12 protein-coding genes are annotated in these 14,405 nt (G+C 54.2%); 6 read left to right on the top strand and 6 right to left on the bottom strand.

Annotated features, from left to right (window positions below; translation table 11 throughout):
• Positions 1–6: 6 nt before the first annotated feature.
• Both HOV93_RS05145 and HOV93_RS05140 read left to right on the top strand, forming a co-directional pair.
• On the top strand, positions 7–1,416 hold the full coding sequence (locus tag HOV93_RS05145; protein ID WP_207395391.1) for a DUF1570 domain-containing protein: 1,410 nt from the start codon (positions 7–9) through the stop codon (positions 1,414–1,416).
• A 123-nt stretch (positions 1,417–1,539) separates the two neighbouring features.
• Positions 1,540–2,214, top strand: coding sequence for an FKBP-type peptidyl-prolyl cis-trans isomerase (locus tag HOV93_RS05140; protein WP_235989822.1), 675 nt, complete (start codon positions 1,540–1,542; stop codon positions 2,212–2,214).
• Positions 2,215–2,271: 57 nt separating this feature from the next.
• On the opposite strand, the gene HOV93_RS05135 is transcribed toward HOV93_RS05140, so the two are convergent.
• A complete protein-coding gene (locus HOV93_RS05135; RefSeq protein WP_207395390.1) occupies positions 2,272–2,847 on the bottom strand; it encodes a hypothetical protein in 576 nt (191 codons plus the stop codon).
• A gap of 92 nt (positions 2,848–2,939) precedes the next feature.
• Positions 2,940–3,740: a phosphatase PAP2 family protein gene (locus HOV93_RS26130; protein WP_207395389.1), complete on the bottom strand. Its 801-nt coding sequence runs from the start codon at positions 3,738–3,740 to the stop codon at positions 2,940–2,942.
• 168 nt (positions 3,741–3,908) lie between these two features.
• Here HOV93_RS26130 and HOV93_RS05125 point away from each other — a divergent pair, with 168 nt between their 5' ends.
• Positions 3,909–5,666 (top strand): ArnT family glycosyltransferase, encoded by a 1,758-nt coding sequence (locus tag HOV93_RS05125; RefSeq protein WP_207395388.1) that lies wholly within the window; start codon positions 3,909–3,911, stop codon positions 5,664–5,666.
• 391 nt (positions 5,667–6,057) lie between these two features.
• Positions 6,058–6,384: a type II secretion system protein gene (locus HOV93_RS05120; RefSeq protein WP_207395387.1), complete on the top strand. Its 327-nt coding sequence runs from the start codon at positions 6,058–6,060 to the stop codon at positions 6,382–6,384.
• A gap of 118 nt (positions 6,385–6,502) precedes the next feature.
• On the opposite strand, the gene HOV93_RS05115 is transcribed toward HOV93_RS05120, so the two are convergent.
• Genes HOV93_RS05115 through HOV93_RS05100 form a run of 4 tightly spaced genes read right to left on the bottom strand, consistent with a single transcriptional unit; the run spans position 6,503 to position 11,690 of the window.
• Positions 6,503–8,125, bottom strand: a complete 1,623-nt coding sequence (locus tag HOV93_RS05115; protein ID WP_207395386.1) for an ABC transporter permease — start codon at positions 8,123–8,125, stop codon at positions 6,503–6,505.
• The gene (locus HOV93_RS05110; RefSeq protein WP_207395385.1) at positions 8,122–9,069 is read right to left on the bottom strand and encodes an ABC transporter ATP-binding protein; all 948 of its coding nucleotides are present in this window, start codon (positions 9,067–9,069) and stop codon (positions 8,122–8,124) included. Before HOV93_RS05110 ends, HOV93_RS05115 begins: the two co-directional genes overlap by 4 nt.
• Positions 9,070–11,364, bottom strand: a complete 2,295-nt coding sequence (locus tag HOV93_RS05105) for a hypothetical protein (RefSeq protein WP_207395384.1) — start codon at positions 11,362–11,364, stop codon at positions 9,070–9,072. It abuts the gene before it with no gap.
• 38 nt (positions 11,365–11,402) lie between these two features.
• Positions 11,403–11,690 (bottom strand): hypothetical protein, encoded by a 288-nt coding sequence (locus tag HOV93_RS05100; RefSeq protein WP_207395383.1) that lies wholly within the window; start codon positions 11,688–11,690, stop codon positions 11,403–11,405.
• Positions 11,691–11,869: 179 nt separating this feature from the next.
• Between HOV93_RS05100 and HOV93_RS05095 the strand changes: the two genes are divergently transcribed.
• A complete protein-coding gene (locus tag HOV93_RS05095) occupies positions 11,870–12,265 on the top strand; it encodes a metallopeptidase family protein (protein ID WP_207395382.1) in 396 nt (131 codons plus the stop codon).
• 112 nt (positions 12,266–12,377) lie between these two features.
• Positions 12,378–14,402 carry an NAD(+) synthase gene (gene nadE / locus HOV93_RS26330; protein ID WP_207395381.1) on the top strand — a complete coding sequence of 675 codons (2,025 nt, stop codon included), beginning with the start codon at positions 12,378–12,380 and terminating at the stop codon, positions 14,400–14,402.
• Positions 14,403–14,405: the final 3 nt, after the last annotated feature.

The following is a 14,405-nucleotide window of genomic DNA, read 5'->3' as shown; positions in this document are numbered from 1 at the left end:
GCACGAATGCCACATCGTCGCTCCCGCATCTGTTTAGCCCTGGTGATCGTCGCCTGGGCACTTGCTAGTTCGAACGCGACCGCTCAGAAGCGAGTGACGGTACCTGACCCGAGGGCATTTGGACTCGATATCCAACCGGGGCTCGTTCTATATAACGTGACCGGTAACGTCGAGTTCCGTACCGAAGATGGCGAACAAACGGTCGGGAAGATTCAAATCGCGATCGGTTCAAGCTTGGTCATCCAACAACCAGATGGAAGTCTGGTGACGCGTCCGATAAGCGAGGTCAAGAAGACCGATAAGCCGTTCGAGGGAATGGACCGGAAACACCTTGAAAAGCGACTCCAGGAAGAGCACCCTGGCTTTCGGACGTTGGCTTCGCGGCACTTCATTTTCGTCTACAACACGTCCAACGAGTTCGCCCAAGGCACCATGCGAATCATGGAATCAATGCTCCCAGGGGTGATGGCTCATGCAAAACGGCAGAAGATCGACGTTCACGATCCCGAAGTTCCGTTGGTGGTGATCATGTTTGCGACCGAGCGCGAGTACAAAGAGTTCGCCCAGTTGCCTGACGGGGTCGTGGCCTACTACGACACGCTCGAAAATCATGTGGTCATGTACGAGAAACCGACGCAAACGCCCTTCAAATGGGACCTTTACATACGCCAGGCAATCTCCACGATTTCGCACGAAGGGGCTCATCAAATTCTGCATAACATTGGGGTACAGCAGCGTTTGTCCCGCTGGCCCATGTGGATTTCCGAGGGAATCGCCGAGTACTACGCACCGACCGATTTCGGAAAACGCATGCGGTGGAAAGGGGCAGGGGACATCAACGACATGCGAATGTTTGAGTTGGAGTCGTACCTGAAAGCCCGCGATGCGACCCAGGCCGATGGGACCATGGTGGACGATACCGTCGGGGCCGGCAGTTTAACCTCGACCGGCTACGCCTCGGCATGGGCCCTGACGCATTACCTGGCGTCGCGCAAAAAGGTTGAATTCGACAAATTTATGAAGAAGGTCAGCGAACTTCGTCCCTTGGAAGGGGCGATCGACCGAGGTGACGACGGAAAGATTTCCAGTAATCAAGAAGTCTTCAAAGAGCACTTCGGAGAGGACTTTGCAGAAATCGAACGCGAAGTTGTCTCTCATCTTAAATCTCAGCCCTACGATCACCCACTAAAAGAGTTTCCCCATGTGGTGGCGTCGGTTCGGCTTAATGTTAATAATCGCACCTATGGCCGAGCAAATGTCTTCCATAGTCAACAATTGGCGGCAAAGTGGCAGCAGGAGCAAGTCCGGAAACTTGACGCCACCCAGCAACAAAGTGCCCAGGTTGGCATGCAAATTTTTCCGAATCGCTCGGCTGCCGAACGCTTTGCATCGCAATGGCTGCGTGCGAACAACTGACGTTTTTAGCGTCCCCTCTCTTTTCCCAACTACCAAAAACCCCGATAATTAGCCTCAGTACCTGGAATCGGTCTTGGTACTGACCCATCCAGGGATCCCACCTTAATGCCCGAAAGGAATTTCATGATCCGTTCACTTTGCGCCATTGCGATGGTGCTGGTCGCTCACGCGGCTTTTGCCCAGGAGATCAAATTGGAGTCGACCGAACAAAAAGCTTCCTACGCTATTGGCCGCAACATTGCGAACGAAGTTGCTAATCCTGATGTTCCCTTTGACGTCGATGCCCTTGTTGCCGGCTTCCGCGACGGCCTAACCGGTGCCGAGTCGAAGCTCAGCGAAGAACAGGTTGCCGCAGCCCTACAGGCCTTCCAGACCTTGGTCCAGGGTCAGATGCAAAAGAAGGCCGAAACGGCCGCCAAAGCAGGTCAGGAATTTCTGACCGAAAATGGCAAGAAGGAAGGCATCGAGACCACCAAGAGCGGTCTGCAGTACGAAGTGGTTAAGCCTGGAACCGGCGCAACGCCGAAGCTGACCGACACGGTTGTCTGCCACTACAAAGGTACGCTGGTCGACGGAACCGAGTTCGATAGCTCTTACAAGCGTGGCGAACCTGCTCAGTTCCCTGTCAACGGTGTCATCGAAGGCTGGACAGAAGCCCTGCAGAAGATGAAGGTCGGCGGCAAGTGGAAGTTGTACATTCCTTCTGACCTGGCTTACGGTCCCCAAGGCCGTCCTGGCATTCCGCCAAACGCCATTCTGCTGTTCGATATCGAATTGCTCGACATCGCAAAGCAGTAGTTTCGATTGACGATTGAATCAAATCGCTGAAGCCTGCCATTTTATGGCAGGCTTTTTTCATGGACCGGCTTTCAGTCCGCCAAGAACACCACCCAGCTTGGCATGCACCTGTTGTGATTGTCGAACGACCAAGACGCGAAAATTACTGAAGTAGAAGATGCTTCCCTTGCCGCCGTGAACTTCCCACGTCTCGGGATCGATGGTCGTGGAAATCAGTTCTATGAGCTCGTCGGCTCCACGCTGGTCAATTGCTCCTCCACCTCTTGGTGTGTTTGCTTCCGACAAACTGCGAGCAGGCTGCCGAGAGCTTATTTTCTCTAGGTCACTGCGCACGCTCCGAAGCCGCGAGATTAGCTTGGCCTGCCATTTCTCTTTTTCAAACTCGGCGAAGTCTTTGTTGAGCATCATCTCGGCATACAACGCACAGAGACGAATGACGGCCTGACTGCGATCTTCGTATGAATCGCTCGTGGCCTCATCTCGTAGGGCGGATCGTATGGCTTTTCTGATCTCGTGAGGAACAAGCGGCGACTGCTGTTCCAACTGGGTCGGTTTAAGCTCTGCATCCGATGAATTGGGGGCTTGCGATGGAGGAGCCGTGATAATCGCCAATACGCAGAATAGGGAGGTCATGGGTGGTTCCTTCAAATAACGAAAAAGACATGACTTCGAGTTTGGCAAATTCCGGCAACCTTGGCGAATCAGAAGCCAAGAAATGGAAATGCCTAGGGCTGCTTGGTTGCCCCAGTCTTCCTAATCTTCGACTCAACCCAAGAAACCATCTCCGGCAGGCGGCCGTAAGACAGCAATATTGTCGCAGTGGCCATCCCCAGGGCCGCTCCTAGAAAGACATCACTCGGAAAATGCATGCGAAAGACAACGCGCTGAAAACAGGCCAGCGCTGTGAGCAGCAGAAAATACCATCGCGCATGGGGGTACATAAAACACAGCCCGACGCAAAGACCGGCAGCCGTTGCTGAGTGCCCTGAGGGAAAGCTTTGCAGAGCCGACTGGCGGAGTTCGTCCTGAGAAAGCCAACTTAGAAACGGAAACCACTGATAAAAGCTGTCTTGGATTGGCAATGAAAAGTCGAACGCGTGGGGGCGATATCTGGCAATCCCCAAGAACTTGGCAACATTCGCCATCATGCCGGCACCGAAGGCCGTTCCCAGTAGTATGCCAACTTTCCACCGATTCGCCAGATCGAGCGCAAATACGGCTAAGATCACCAGAATGACGCCGGTTCCGTGGCCGAAGACTTCCGAAAGAGCGACTAACTTCTTCAGATCACCTCCGATAAAAAGAAACTCATGCGGGGGTGTCGCCAAATGACCACTGACGGAATGATCTAGGAAAAAGGACAGCACGCCACATATCGCCAGGACAGCCGATAGCAAGAGGAAGAATCGAGCCGGAAACCGCGTTTCCTTCTCGTCCATCAAAGTAGGGGAGGGCGAGGGAGACGGGTAATGACTTTCTGTCGACTGCGATGACGCCTGTTCTGCGTTGGGGTGGTGGGTGGTCACGGTTTGTTACATGTTCCGAGCGAAGGTAAATGGCGTGCTATCGCCAAATTAACGCTTTTTGTCCAGTTCACCAATGGCAGACGCACGGTGGCGAAGTGCCATTGGCTGCGGGGCTGAGAATCGGGTAAACTGCCGGCTTGACCCGTGTGCAAGCAAAGGAATGCTGCCGTGTTCTCCGCGAACAAAAACCTGGGGGTGCTTGTTGCCCTTTGTCTGATCGTTTTCTTCACCAATCTTGGTGGTCCCAAATTATGGGACCGCGATGAGCCACGCAATGCGGGCTGCGCTATCGAGATGATTGAAGCCGCGGACTGGGTCGTTCCTCGATTCAATGACGAACTTCGCACGCACAAGCCGGTGCTGCTTTATTGGCTGATGATCGCGGCCTATTCCGTATTCGGGATCAGCGAGTTCAGTGCCCGCTTCTTTTCCGCGTTTCTCGGAATGATGACGGTTCTTCTGACCTATGACATGGGCCGTCGATTGTTCTACGCTACGGCCGGTCTATGGGCCGGTGTTTGTCTGGCAACCACGCTCATGTTTACCGTGGCATCCCGGGCGGCGACACCGGATGCTCCGCTGATATTCTTCGTCACGCTGGGACTTTGGACTTACGTCTTCTTCAGTTTCCCCGTAGGCGAAGAAAGTGAGAACTCTGAGCCGGCTTACTATCCGACCCAGTGGTGGCAAGTCGCATTGCTTTATGGAGCATTGGGCTTGGCGGTCCTGTCGAAAGGGCCTGTCGGGCTGATCTTACCCACGGCTATCATTGGCATGTTTCTCTTGATCATGCGATTACCGCCATCGCATCCGGCGACAAGCTGGTGGCAGTGGGGCGTCTCTCTCTTGCGGCCATTCTTTCCCATTCACTTTTTGAAGACCGTCTGGTTCATGCGTCCGATCTTGGCGATCGTGGCTTGTTTGGGCGTCGCGCTGCCCTGGTACATTTGGGTTGCCGCCCGTGATTTCCGTTGGATTGAGGGTTTCTTCTTCGATCATAATCTGAGCCGCGCGGTGACCTCGTTCGAGGGGCACTCGGGGCCGCCGATTTACTACTTAATTGCAATCTGTATAGGCTTCTTTCCTTGGTCGGTCTTTTTCACGCCGATGCTTTGGGACTTGAGCCAGCAACTGCGAACCAACGCGAAGCAAAATGCCGCGTTGATTTTCTGCTGCTGTTGGGTGGCTGTGTGGATGGGAGCTTTTTCGATCGCACAAACCAAGCTTCCCAGCTACATCACCCCTCTTTATCCTGGCTTGGCGTTGATCACCGGGGTGTTTGTTTCGCGAGTGATTGAGAAACGCACGGAATTATCGGCCCGCTGGTTGGATTTGTCATTTGGTCTGACGACGGTCGTTGGCGTTGTCCTGGTGGCCGCCTTAGCGGTTTTGGCAGGGCAGTTTCTGCCGGGCGAAGAACTGGTCGCACTGGTTGGTCTGCTGCTGGTCGTTGGGGGAAGTCTGGCGTGGTGGCGGAAGTCGCAAGAAAATTATCAGCAGGCGTTTCGTGTGTTCGCGGTCACATCGATGCTGTTTGTTGTCGGGCTGTTTTCTGTGGTGGCGCAGCGGGTGTCCGACCAGCAAGAGATCAGTCAGCTTCTGGCCGATATTCAGGAAACCGAGCCCGATGCTCGTCTTTGTTCCTTTGGAGTAAGCGAGGCCAGTTGGGTGTTCTATGCTCGGCAGCCGGTGAAGTTCATTCCCAACGACCCTGCCGACCTTCAGGCTGAATTTGCCGCGGCACCCAATACGGTCGTTCTGACGACCCCAGAGAAATTGGAAGAGCTTCCGCCAGAACTTCGAACGCAACTGACGGAAGTCGCCCAGGCCCCATACTTCTTGAAACAGTATCCTCTGATCGCCTTGCGCCCGACGCCTGAACTGCTTGAGGTGGCGGCGAAACAACGGTCTTCCGACAAGCGATAACGGGTCGTTCCAGTTCGGCCGCTTATGGCGGTTGTGCGAGCCGGTCTCTCTTTTCAATCTCGCCTTCTAGGGAAAGCGAAGAGGCTGTGCGTACCATAGGGACATTCAAGGCTTCATTCCGAAGGCCTCTGCCATGCGTTAGAACAAGCACTTCCTAATTGTCGTCGAGGCCATCACAACGATCGTGATGGCTTTGCTGACAGGATGGATTCTACGGGCCATTTAATTGCCAATGTTCGGAATGTTAAACCTCGTACAAAAGTAATCACCTCGCCTGTAACCTACACTTAGAGGGCCTAAGTGACATGCCGAATCACGGTTGGCCTTAGGTGCAAAATTGGAGCGGTCAGCTTGGGCAGGCAATTTTTAACCCGTTAGATAGCAGGAATAAATGCACCGTACCAAGTGGAATCGTAAGCCTCATGGGTTCTCCTTGTTGGAGCTGTTGGCTGTAATCGTCATTTTAGGAATCATCGCAGCGATTGTCGTCCCGCGGTTGAGTACCTCTAGTGCGTTGTCTAAGCAACGTGTCAACGAGCACAACATTGCCACACTGAATGCCGCCGTCGAACGCTACTTCGTCAACGAAGGAAGCTGGCCGACCGCCCTGGCCGACATCGGAACCGATTACCTGCCCAACGGCGTGCCCGCTGTTCCGACCGATAGCAAGTTAAGCTATACAATCGACGGCAAAACACATCGCGTTAGTGCCAACTAGGTATGCTGACGCATCAAGGATCCAATCTGGTGCAATTGTTGGTCGCGTTCCCATTCTCGGACTGAATGCGGCCATCGTCGACGCTTGGCACTGTCTGTCTCAATTGAAAACATCGGACCTAGGCTAGTGGATCATCAGGGTTCTCGATCGTAGCCGGAAGCAGTTCTGGCTGAAATCGCGGATCCGTTTCTCGTTTGGGTAAGAACTGGCGCGTGCCCAAGACAAGATTGGCCAGGAACAGAAACGTTCCCAGGATGCCCAAAAAGAGCACAAAGATGCCAATCAATGGCATGGCCATAAACGTTCGATCGTCGATCCCTTCGACAAAAAACCAGAACGGGTTGGTCCAATGGTTGTAGTTTGTGTCCATCGTGCGATTGGTGAGCACCTGGAAGCCGAGAGGCAGCATGACTCCACCCATCAAAAGAATCAGGTGCAGGATGACCGAGACAAAAACATCGGCCCGGAAAATCATGTTCAGAAAGCGAATGATCAGCCTGCCAAAACTCAGGTAGCAGATGGTGTAGCCCACCAATCCGGCGGAGAAAACAATCGCGTGCGACGCATCGGCCGTCGATAGCGAGTTGAAGGTATGCATCCAAGCCAATCCGGAAATGACCAACAGACCGCTAACAAGCGAAGTGACTACGAAAAAATAGCCCCGGTCAGGCCCAGGCAGTAGCCAGTTCCGCCAGATGCGATCGGCCAGGAAATTTGGAATGGTCCGCTTAACGCGAGGCGAAAGTACTGGCGATTCTCCATTGATAAACGACCCCATAATAAACCAGTGCAGGCACAGAATCGTCATCAGGACGAAAAGCAATTCTTCATCATGTGGAAATCGAATGGCCAAATAACCGAACCAGCCGATGGCCAGGAAATGCTGTAAGAGAAGGCCGCGACGAATTCCGGCCGAACGGTTTTCACTTTCAAAAGTAATCTGAGCCGAGGCCACCTCGACGATCAGATACAGATAGCTGGCATAGACCGAAAAGAATGCCGCCGTCGTGACCCAGAAGTCGGGATTGTCGTACTCGCGCCAGCTCGCATCTTCGTACACACTGGCGTAGCTGATGATCAGCCCGATACCGTAAAGAAAAATGAACAGCAAGATCACAATCACCGACAAGGCCGACTGCCAATGACGCTGTTGGGTAATGCAAGCAAGCACCAGCCCAACCCCGGATAAAAGCACCGAAGCAAGAAACGCACACAGAAGCACATAGGCGATCGTGACAATATCGATCCCTCGCAGCAAATAGGTGAACGCCAGGCAGGGCGCCAGCGCCGAGAGGTACACCAGCATCTGCACAATCGAACTGACCAGTTTGCCAAAGATGATCTGACGTGGGCTGAGGGTCGAAATGGAAAGCAACTCGAACGTCCCGTCTTCTCGTTCCGCCGCTAACGAACGAAAGGCCGAAAACGGAATGATCACGACCAGCGGAAATAGAAGTATGTCGAGATAGCCAACCATCAGATAGGGGCCATCCGGCGAGTAAAGAATCCCGGGATAACGAAAGTAGATGGCCAGCAAAGACCAGATCCAACTGGTGAGCAAGACCAAGGCAAAGGTCACGGCAAATTGCCGACTCTTCAACGCTTGCCGAGTTTCCTTGACCAAAATTGGATTGAGGTATTCCCCGAGCGTTTCCAGTTTCTGATCGGCCGCCTGCCACCAAGAGGGAGTTGGCTGGTCGCGTTCAATCGGTGAATCAGGCGAGACTTCCACAGTGGTCATTGAACCCGACCTTTCGTCACATTGAGGAAGACATCCTCGAGCGTAGAATGCCGTGCCCCGAACTCTGCAATGCAAAATCCGGCCTCAATCATTTCTTTGAGTAAAACGGCCTCTTCTGCTCGTTCCCCGACGTGCGAAAAATGGAGCAGCTGACCATCGGTGACAATCTCGTTGAAGCCATCCTTCTCGGAGAGCCACTTGGCGAGAGAGTCGGTATTCTCGAGAACGCGAACACGTACGCGGCTCTGGGTGAGTTGGCCTCGTTGAATGTCGGCAACGCTCCCGGTCGCTAAAAGCTGTCCCTGCTCGATGATTCCGACCACATCGCACATTTCCGCCAATTCGGTCAGGATGTGCGAGCTGACGAGGATCGTCTTATCATGCTGGGCGAGACGAGCAATCATTTCCCGCAGTTCAATCCGTGCCCGAGGGTCTAGGCCTGCCGCCGGCTCGTCCAGGATCATCACCGCCGGGTCATGGATCATCGATCGACCCAAACACAAACGCTGCTTCATACCCTTCGATAAACCACTGATAGGCTTCTCGGCCAGGGCGTCCAGCCCGGTGAACTCCATCGTCTTGTCCATCGCCATCCGGCGATCTCGACCACGCAGTCCGTAGGATCGAGCAAAGAAGTCGAGGTATTCCCGGCAGTTCACGTTGGCATAAACGCCAAACGCATCGGGCATGAAGCCCAATCGCCGACGAACACGATCGGGATCGTTGATCACGGAGTAGCCATCGATCAACGCATCCCCAGCGGTCGGCAGATCGAGCGTGGCGAGAATCCGCATGCTGGTCGTTTTGCCAGCGCCGTTGGGGCCGATGTAGCCGAAAACCTGGCCCGGGTACACTTCGAACGAAACATCGTGAACGGCCTTGGTGCGTCCAAAAAAACGATGCAATCGACGAAGCTCAATCACCGGCGTACGTGTCGCAATCATTTACCATTTTCCCATCACAACTTCGATACTCTTTTCACCTGCCTGAGTTTTCAGCCCGAGCGGAGTCTCCGGGAAATGCTCGACGATTGCGATATAGCTTCGTGGTCCTAAGGCAGCGAATGAGTGTGCCATTTGATTCTGGAGTTCCCGCTCCATCAGCGATTGATTGAACGAAGGTTCCCTTTGAAAGATCTCCGGCATGCTCGACGACTGAACGTAGTAGTTCGTCCGGGTCGATGATCGCTGGACATAGGTGCGATGATCAAAGCCATCGGGAATGCTCAGGTTCTTCTCATTGAGTGTGCGGCGAAATTCGCTGATCTGATCCGAACTGGCAACAGACAAGTCGCTCTCTGCGTCGGGGCGGATGTCTTTAGCAAAGTATTGAACGGCATTTTGGTCGATCAGAATTAACTGAGTTACCTGGGTGCCCAGTTCATTCTTCACCGATAACTTGCCCTCTTGTGTCGAGACTTCCAGGCGACGTGCTGTTTGGAAAGGACGAATTGCCAGGAACTGCTGTGTGACCCGCGATCGAAAATAGCCACCTCGCAGAACTTGGTCTTCACCCCAGTCCATGCGTTTCTCGCCGGTGTGCTCGGTCAACGGATATTGTTCGTACTCATACACGGCGGCATCGACAGGAAACGTGAGCCCCGATGTACTTGCCAGCCCGGCGTAATAGGCCTGACGACTCCAACTCGCTCCGCGTCCGGTGGTTTGATCTAGCAAGGTCACCGTGCGAATCCGTGACTTCGTACTTAGTCCATCGGAAAGTACCGCGTACGACATCAGCACGGCAGTGACCAAAAAAGCCCCTACGGGGACCGTCACAATCAGAAAGTTCAGCCGTCCGATCGACCGCAAGAGAAAGTAGTTGACCGGACCAATTAAGATGACAAACAGCGTGATCAGTAGCTCAAACGTCGTAACCGGGGCGACCCCCACGCCGGGAATCAGAAACTCCCAAAAGCCGAGGTTCTCGCGCAGGCGTGACATACCGTATCGCTGAAACCAAGCCAGTCGATCTCCGTGGAACACGGCGAAGATCCGCTGCCAAGAGCCGGCGGTTCCGGGGAACGGATTGCCCTGAACGACGACGATCTTTCCGAAGCCTTCGTTGCGAGCCGCCAGTTTTAAAGGAGTGCCTGCGATGGGTGTTGAGCCATTGAGACTGTCGTCCGACTCGATTAACTTCCCTTTGCGAACGGCCAGGGGGACATAGTTGGCTGCATTCGTGGCGGCGTAACGATTGCGTGGATGTCGTATTTTGTCAAAGATCCCTAGATCACGCTCGTTGACCGAGTTGGTCGGAAAGGATTTCCATGCGGAAATGGCGTTGGTTGCATTGGGTGCCAATAGTTGGTCGACGGCATCGGAACCGTTTTCTCCGGCATTCCAAACGAGCAGGTTGCCCCCGGCCAGAATCCATTGGTGCAGGACTGCAAACCGCTCAGGCGTTTTGCGCGCTACGGTCTCCAAATCTTTGCGTTCCAGCACAATCAGGTCGGCTGAGGAAAGTCCCTGCCAAGTATCTGGAATGTCTGTGAGAGGAAGCAGATCTGTCCGCGGGAGAAATGGCAACGCCGAAATCGCCTGATTCGGAGAGCCGGTTAGGTGAGACTTAAGATTTTGATTAGTCGGCAGTGACTGCTCATTAAAAAATATGCGAAGATCAGGGATCTCGTCGACCTCTTCTCCTGCATCACGGCGATTGGCTTGATCGAGCACCCAGGTCGCGCGATCGTCACGTTTCGGAGCATCGCGATGGAAGACGATGGTGGCTGGATACGCTTCGGTAAACTGTCCGTTGACGAACATCATGATGACCGAAGTCGACTCGCTGGAAAGCTCTTTCAGGCGTTGGCCATCTTCTCGGGTGATCACCTCTAGCGAATTCCACAGAAACTGCTGAGGAACAAGCAGCGTATGCTTTTCAGCCACTTTCCCCTGCGAAAGCTTCATCTCTTGAGTGACAGCTGGGAAAGGATTGCGGCTGTGAAAGTTGTAGTATTGCGGTCTGAGCGTAATTTCCAAACGGCGATCGGCCGGGGCTGGCAACCCATTAGCCGTAGCAATCGTGACGCCAATCGGTCGGTACCCACTTCCATCGATCCACCGGGTATCAATTTCGAGGTAAAGCCCACTAACAGGCTTGTCCCGGCCGGCCGGGAGATGAATTGTTTCCCCTGTTTCTGCTTGAACGGGACGCAGGGTCCCACAACATGCGACCAGAAGAAGTATCCCCAGTCCGACCTGGCGAATGAGATGTCGTAGCGAATGGTAAAAAGGCATAGGGTTGTGTTTCCCAAGCTGTATTTGGAAGAGTTCGACTATTCACTCTCAATGTTCTTGGGGGGAATGATTTGAGGAGCCGGTACATCGGTCGCGAAGGGGGACTGCCCCTTTTTGGGCGTAAGCGATTGGGCAAGCTCCATGAAGACATATCCGAGTAGCCCAAAAAGCATATGAATCAGGGCCCAGAGCATCGCAGCGAAGACGACGAGGGAAACGGCCTTCGCCCAGTCGGCACCCTGAAATGCCTGGCGAACGGTTAAGGAGCCCACCGCCGCAAGGGTGATCAAGAGAAACAGCTTGGCGATCGAGAAGCGTTGGATCATGCCCTTATTGTCTCCGTGGGATAGCTGTTTGCAAGCGAATTGCCATTACTACCTTCGTGCATCGTACGCGAATCTTGCGCGGCTTGCAGTCAAAGTTTCTCAGAACTTTTTTGCGGGGTAGAAATACCCACCGCCAAGCCGATAATTGAAAGGACGATTATCCTATCGGTAGGCAACCCATGGATCAACAATCCCGAGAGCACTTCGATCTTCATCTCGAGGCCGTGCTGGCGATCTTGCCAGAGTCGATCGCGACGCTGCTCGACCGGGTTCCCATGATTGTCGAGGACTATCCGTCCGATGCGTTGGTGCGAGAGCTCGGTTTGCATAACCGACGTCAGCTTTGCGGTCTCTATACGGGAATTCCGTTGACCAGTCGGTCGATCGAGGGGCCGGCGGTTCCTTCCGATGCGATTCAGATCTTTCGCGAAGGGATTTTGTCACAAACTCGCTTTCTCAACGGACAGATCACCGCCCCGGGACTGCGCGAACAGATTCGCATTACCATCCTGCACGAGTTAGGGCATCATTTTGGAATGACTGAGGAAGATCTCGACGAACTTGGCTACGGCTGATTCGTGCGATCCTTTTCTGCCGCGTTTGTGTCCCCAAGGGTGACCGATAGACCCGGTTCATTGCATCGGGTAGTTTGTGGGAGGAAAGACCAAACATCGGGGGAACATCATCGTGCTCAACATCAAAGTCGCGGCCGCAGTTCTTAATCAAACTCCCTTGGATTGGGAGGGAAACACCAAGAACATTCTTCAGGCCCTCGAAACGGCTAAAGCCGAAGGCGCTTCGGTGGTTTGCTTGCCGGAACTCTGTATTACCGGCTATGGCTGCGAAGACGCGTTTCTCTCGGCAGGCATGCGGCGCATGGCCTGGGACAAACTGCAAGAGCTTCTCCCAGCTACCGAAGGCCTGGTCGCGTGTTTCGGACTGCCGATATCTTACCGTGGTCTTGTCTTCAACGTCGCCGCGATTGCCGCCGATGGGCAATTGCAGGGGTTGGTGCCCAAAAGAAATCTGGCCGGAGATGGCATCCATTACGAACCCCGCTGGTTCAAACCATGGCCTACCGGAAAGCGGGCTTTCTACGAAGAAGGAGATCAGAAGATTCCGCTAGGAGACCTCGTTTTCAACTTCGACGGCGTGATGATGGGTCTGGAAATCTGCGAAGATGCCTGGGTCGCTAGCCGGCCCGGAGGCCGCTTAGCCGAGTTGGGCGTCGACTTGATTTTGAATCCGAGTGCCAGCCATTTCGCGTTTGAGAAACAAGACGTACGTCGACGCTTCGTTTTGGAAGGATCGCGTGCGTTTCATTCGGCATACGTTTATGCCAACCTCGTGGGAAATGAATCGGGACGAGCGATCTACGACGGAGGCGCAATGGTCGCCTCGGGGGGACGGCTGCTCGCCGAAGCGCCCCGCTTTAGTTTTCAAGATACCATTGTGACTACTGCGGTGGTCGATATCGATGTGAACCGGATGAACCGCGCCAAGAGCGACGCGTTTGTCTTGAACTTTGACGCAGCCTACGAGCAGGTCGTCGAGGCCGACTTCGCCTTGGCGCACTGCGAGCCGGAAGTGCGTGCCGTCTCGTCGGAAGGGTGGGAGGATTCCGAGTACTTGAAGGAAGAAGAGTTTATCCGGGCCGTGACGCTCGCACTGTTCGACTACCTTCGCAAGAGCCGTTCGCAAGGGTTCGTGGTTTCACTGTCCGGAGGAGCGGACTCGGCGGCCGTGGCGACCTTGTGTGCCTATATGGTGCAGTTCGCCTTGAAAGATCTCGGCTTAGAGCGGTTTGTCAAAAAACTAGCCTATATCGGTGGATTGGAAGGCCTGGTCGACGCCAGCGAGATCAATCAGAGACTGCTAACGTGCGTCTATCAGGCCACACGCAACAGTGGTGAGGTGACCTTCAATGCCGCGAAGGAAGTCGCGGAAACGTTCGGTGCGAATTTCCATCGCATCGATATCGATGATCTTGTAGAGCGATATCGGGAACTCGGCGAGGAAGTGATCGGGCGGCCCCTTACCTGGGAGCAGGATGACATCGCCTTGCAGAATATCCAAGCACGCACGCGTTCGCCTAGTATTTGGTTAGTGGCCAACGTAAAGAACGCCTTGCTGCTTTCGACCAGCAATCGCTCGGAGGCCGCCGTGGGTTACGCAACCATGGATGGTGATACTAGCGGCGGACTATGTCCTATCTCAGGGATCGACAAAGCGTTTCTGCGCGAGTGGCTGATCTGGATGGAACAAGAGGGCCCCGCGGGCGTTGGCTGCTTCCCGGCGCTGGAATTGATCAACCAACAACAGCCCACCGCCGAGCTTCGTCCGGCCGATCAGAAGCAAACCGACGAAGGGGATCTGATGCCGTACACGGTCCTCGATACAATCGAACGCCTGGCGATTCGCGACAAGCAGACAGCGATCGAAGTCTTCACACAGCTTCGGCAGCGTTACCCCGTTTATACGTTGCGAGAGCTCGGAGGCTTCATACAACGCTTCTTCCAACTTTGGAGCCGCAATCAATGGAAGCGGGAACGGTACGCTCCTGGTTTTCATCTCGATGACGAAAACCTCGATCCGAAAACGTGGTGCCGGTTCCCGATTCTTTCAGGCGGGTTCCGCATGGAACTGCAAATCATGTGGGACCAAATCAACGAGCTCGAGCCGGAACAGTCCGAATCGGAAAGCGAAAGCTAAGGA

Source organism: Bremerella alba, from assembly GCF_013618625.1.
GTDB classification, from domain to species: domain Bacteria; phylum Planctomycetota; class Planctomycetia; order Pirellulales; family Pirellulaceae; genus Bremerella; species Bremerella alba.
The sequence above is the reverse complement of the archived record's forward strand: the minus strand, read 5'-3'. Positions and strand labels throughout refer to the sequence as shown.

Bases quoted from the DNA above. Each gene is read 5' to 3' on its own strand.
- HOV93_RS05095 (WP_207395382.1), top strand. From the start codon at position 11,870: ATGGATCAACAATCCCGAGAGCACTTCGATCTTCATCTCGAGGCCGTG.
- HOV93_RS05145 (WP_207395391.1), top strand. From the start codon at position 7: ATGCCACATCGTCGCTCCCGCATCTGTTTAGCCCTGGTGATCGTCGCC.
- HOV93_RS05115 (WP_207395386.1), bottom strand. From the start codon at position 8,125: ATGACCACTGTGGAAGTCTCGCCTGATTCACCGATTGAACGCGACCAG.
- HOV93_RS05120 (WP_207395387.1), top strand. From the start codon at position 6,058: ATGCACCGTACCAAGTGGAATCGTAAGCCTCATGGGTTCTCCTTGTTG.
- HOV93_RS05100 (WP_207395383.1), bottom strand. From the start codon at position 11,690: ATGATCCAACGCTTCTCGATCGCCAAGCTGTTTCTCTTGATCACCCTT.
- HOV93_RS05105 (WP_207395384.1), bottom strand. From the start codon at position 11,364: ATGCCTTTTTACCATTCGCTACGACATCTCATTCGCCAGGTCGGACTG.
- HOV93_RS05110 (WP_207395385.1), bottom strand. From the start codon at position 9,069: ATGATTGCGACACGTACGCCGGTGATTGAGCTTCGTCGATTGCATCGT.
- HOV93_RS05135 (WP_207395390.1), bottom strand. From the start codon at position 2,847: ATGACCTCCCTATTCTGCGTATTGGCGATTATCACGGCTCCTCCATCG.
- HOV93_RS05140 (WP_235989822.1), top strand. From the start codon at position 1,540: ATGATCCGTTCACTTTGCGCCATTGCGATGGTGCTGGTCGCTCACGCG.